Raw genomic sequence first — 3,457 nt, forward strand, 5'->3', positions numbered from 1 at the left:
TAAACTCTGAAATTTTCAGAATTTACAGGCATTTATTTTATGGAAGTCCCCTTTAGAAGCGTCAGTAACCGTGACCGTCGTCTTCGCCGTCTCTGTGGCATCAGCGGCAATAGCTGAGCCGGCAACACCAGCCATCACGGCAGCGACAGCAGCCGCGACGACAGTCTTCACTGTCTTGCCCTGATAAGAAGAGGCCTTTTCGCTCGTCACGACTGTGCCGCGAGTAAGCGAGCGGGCCACCTTGAAAGTCTTATTCATTCTTTAAATCTCCAAGAGAGAATCTGTTTCTTCCTTTCCCTGAGTGGGTGCAGGAAAAGGATCAGCGTGCACAAGCACTTTGCTGATTCTAAGAATTCCCTCCGGAGGGGAGGGGAGGGGGGTAGAAACCCTTATATTTGAAAAATTGCCTTTGTTTTGCTTATCGTTCTTAAAATTACAAATGTGGAGTAAAAACTCCTATATTGATATTGTTGGCAAGGAACCACGATCAAAATCACCAGGGCGTAAAACACGTCAGGAGCGCCACTGCCGCATCTGGATTCAGATAATTAAAAATCTTGTTTTCATCTGAAAAAGTCAGCAATACGCCAATGGCTGTCGTCTGAAGCAGCAGCCAACTGGTCAGACCTCCTAACGCCAAACCAGACGAATCACGCGTCTCTACCTTGACCCATTTCATAATCAAAAGGAAAGCTGCCAGAGAAGCAGCCACGGTGGAATCACAGATGTACCGAATCAGTACACCAGCATTGTTGTATGCAAAATAACTGATAATCAGTGAGACAGCAACTACCCCTGCAGCCAGCCACAGTAATTTCTTGTCCCCATCTTTTCGGCACTCAAAGAAGACCAGCAGGAGTCCAAGAAACAGCGGTATCTGAAGCATTCCGGCATGAGGGCCGCTGTAGAGATAATTCCCCGCATTGTCCGCCGGCGGATTGGCCAAGCCGATGAAGGGAAATTCCCTCAGCGTTTCAAATGGCTCGAGGAAGAAGGCATTCACCATACCTACGAAATTCCTTAGAGACATCACCTGCTCGTTGGCCTGAATGTTTGTCACCGTGAACTGCAGATACTGCCCGAATTCCAGGATATTTCCAAAGCGGGCGTAGTTGTAGTACATCACCCCCGCGGCGCCAATAATGACCGGCGTCCCGATGACGCAGAAGTCGCCTGCCAGTGATCTGAGAGAAGACTGCTTATCTTTTACCTCTCTCCATAGCGGCGGAAGCGCAAAAACCATGGCGAAAAGAACAACCAGCGGCCTCGACAGAACGATAAGAACTACGCTTAGCCCGGCAACTGCAAGCAGCATGCGCCGCAGCAATGACGTATCCGCCTGGGTGCTGGCATAGAGCGAAGCAATAAAAATACTCAGCCACAGGTATGCGCTCAAATAGGGGAGATAGTAAAAAGTGACCGATGCCTGCAGCATCGTGGTCAATGTGCCTCCTGTCAGAACTGCACCCTCTGCAAGAAGAAAAAGAAGCAAATTGGGCTTTAAATCAAAGAAGCGCACCAATGCATGCATTGCCCAATAAAGTGCCAGCAATGCCCAGAACGCCAAGATTCCGGCGGCGAGCGCCGGCAACGGCAGCTCCCCCGTAAGCATCCATACTGGCAAATAAGCCGTAAGGAGCGGTGCAGGCCCAAAATAGCAATAGTACTTTCCATCTTTCCAGGCGTGATCCCAGAAGTAATTCACGCCGGCTGCCGCACGTTCGCTTGCATCGTACGGGTTCTTGAGCTTCAGGAGTCCAGGATCAGAATCAAGCTGAAGATGGAACTGGCCGGCATGGAATGCGCTGAAGAGCTGCGTATAGATGTCAGCTTTCGCGAGAGACTCTCCAACCGGAAGAGGCTGCGTAAGCTGACCATCCTCCCGCGAGAGCTGCAGCATTGAACCGCTGGTAAAAATAAAGCTCTTTTCTCCCTGAGCGCTGCCTTCCCAGCTTGTCACAGCAAAAGATAACGAGATGACTGCTAGAAGAACCAAGAGAGACAGGCCCTGATGGAGCCAGTTCACTCTGTCAAAATTTTCTTTCCAAAGGTTCATGGATATTGCCGCCGCAATCACCATCAGACAAAAAGCGGTTAACCAGAGGCGCAACCACGAAATCTCCAACGGCCTTGTCGGGTTGAAAAGAAGCCGTGTAATCAGAATGTTGCCCTGGGAGGGAGATAACGCACGAATCGCGAAATTCTGAATATTTCCTTTCGGCACAATCTCGGCACGCGCGCAGTTTCTACTCCCCCCTGGGTTCAGCACGGCCGTGGCGGCAGGCACCAGTTGATGCGTATTCACGGCATCCGTGAAATAAATGCCGAACTTCTGAATTCCTGGAGCTCCCATCGCGCAGATCTCTATGGAATTAGCATTGAGACTGACTCGAGAGAGCGATGCAGTCGGCTGTGCCTCAGTGAGCAGCACCCCTTTCTGTCCATCTGCAGCTTGCGGCAGATTAACTTCCTGCTGCGGCAACTGCCGCATGAACCAGTAAGTGTGGTTGAAGACAAAAACTTCCAATAAAACAGCGAGTAGAAAGGCAATTGCCAGGGCAAAAGGCGTGCGCCACTTTCTTTCCCGGAAAGCTTGGTTAACGTTCATTTGCCGCTCTCCCTCAGCCCAAGCTGATAGAGCATGTTGAGATCTATTTCAAAGTTCTGCCGGTCCTTTTTCGTAATGGTGTCGAGAATTAAACCGCAAACAAACGAGAGTAATGAAAAGAGCGCAAGGAAGCATGCGGCGATAAATGTAGGCAGCCTCGGCACCAATCCCGTTCTCATATACTCTTCGAGCACGGGCCAGAGAAACCCCAGTCCGATCAACAGCAGCAGCCCTGACAGCATCGAGAAGAAAAGCATCGGACGGTAATCCTTGAAAAGAAGAAAGATCGTCCAGAGAACCTTGATGCCGTCGCGGAAGGTAGAAAGCTTTGAAAAACTTCCTTCCGGACGATCCCGGTACGTGATCGGCATAGATTCAATTCCGAGATTCTTGTCGAGCGCATGGATGGTCATTTCCGTCTCAACTTCAAACCCCCTCGAAAGCACAGGGAATGACTTGATGAAAAGCGGGCTGAATGCCCGATAACCCGTCATGATGTCGAGCACAGGCTTCCTGCCGCGCAGGAAGAGCATGTTGATGAGACGTCTGACAAGAACGTTGCCGCTATTGTGGAAGGGGCGCTTATTTTCCGTAAAGTAAGTTGAAGACAGTCGGTCTCCAAGCACCATATCCACATGATCCCGAAGAACTCGACGCACCATTGCCGGTGCGGCTTCTGCCGGATATGTATCATCGCCATCCACGAGAACATAGCAGTCCGCATCGATTTCCCGAAACATGGTGCGCATGACGTTGCCCTTGCCCTGGCGGCGCTCATGTCGAACGACTGCACCGCAGGGCTGACGCACATTAATTTCTAATTTCAGCTGGAATCTTTTGATTTTCAGC

The 3,457-nt window shown here is 50.6% G+C and carries 3 protein-coding genes; all 3 read right to left on the bottom strand.

The features are described from left to right. Positions 1-15: 15 nt before the first annotated feature. Positions 16-258 carry a hypothetical protein gene (locus Q0106_RS05100; RefSeq protein WP_297609775.1) on the bottom strand — a complete coding sequence of 81 codons (243 nt, stop codon included), beginning with the start codon at positions 256-258 and terminating at the stop codon, positions 16-18. A gap of 235 nt (positions 259-493) precedes the next feature. Then, positions 494-2,608: a hypothetical protein gene (locus tag Q0106_RS05105; protein WP_297609777.1), complete on the bottom strand. Its 2,115-nt coding sequence runs from the start codon at positions 2,606-2,608 to the stop codon at positions 494-496. Further along, positions 2,605-3,457, bottom strand: an 853-nt coding sequence (locus tag Q0106_RS05110; protein WP_297609779.1) for a glycosyltransferase family 2 protein, incomplete at its 5' end; no start/stop codon positions are given. The genes Q0106_RS05105 and Q0106_RS05110, both read right to left, overlap by 4 nt.

Source organism: uncultured Sutterella sp., assembly GCF_937923675.1.
Classification (GTDB): domain Bacteria; phylum Pseudomonadota; class Gammaproteobacteria; order Burkholderiales; family Burkholderiaceae_F; genus Sutterella.

What these genes read in the sequence shown, in the direction of transcription:
- Q0106_RS05105 (WP_297609777.1), bottom strand. Translation starts at nt 2,608, where the DNA reads ATGAACGTTAACCAAGCTTTCCGGGAAAGAAAGTGGCGCACGCCTTTT.
- Q0106_RS05100 (WP_297609775.1), bottom strand. Translation starts at nt 258, where the DNA reads ATGAATAAGACTTTCAAGGTGGCCCGCTCGCTTACTCGCGGCACAGTC.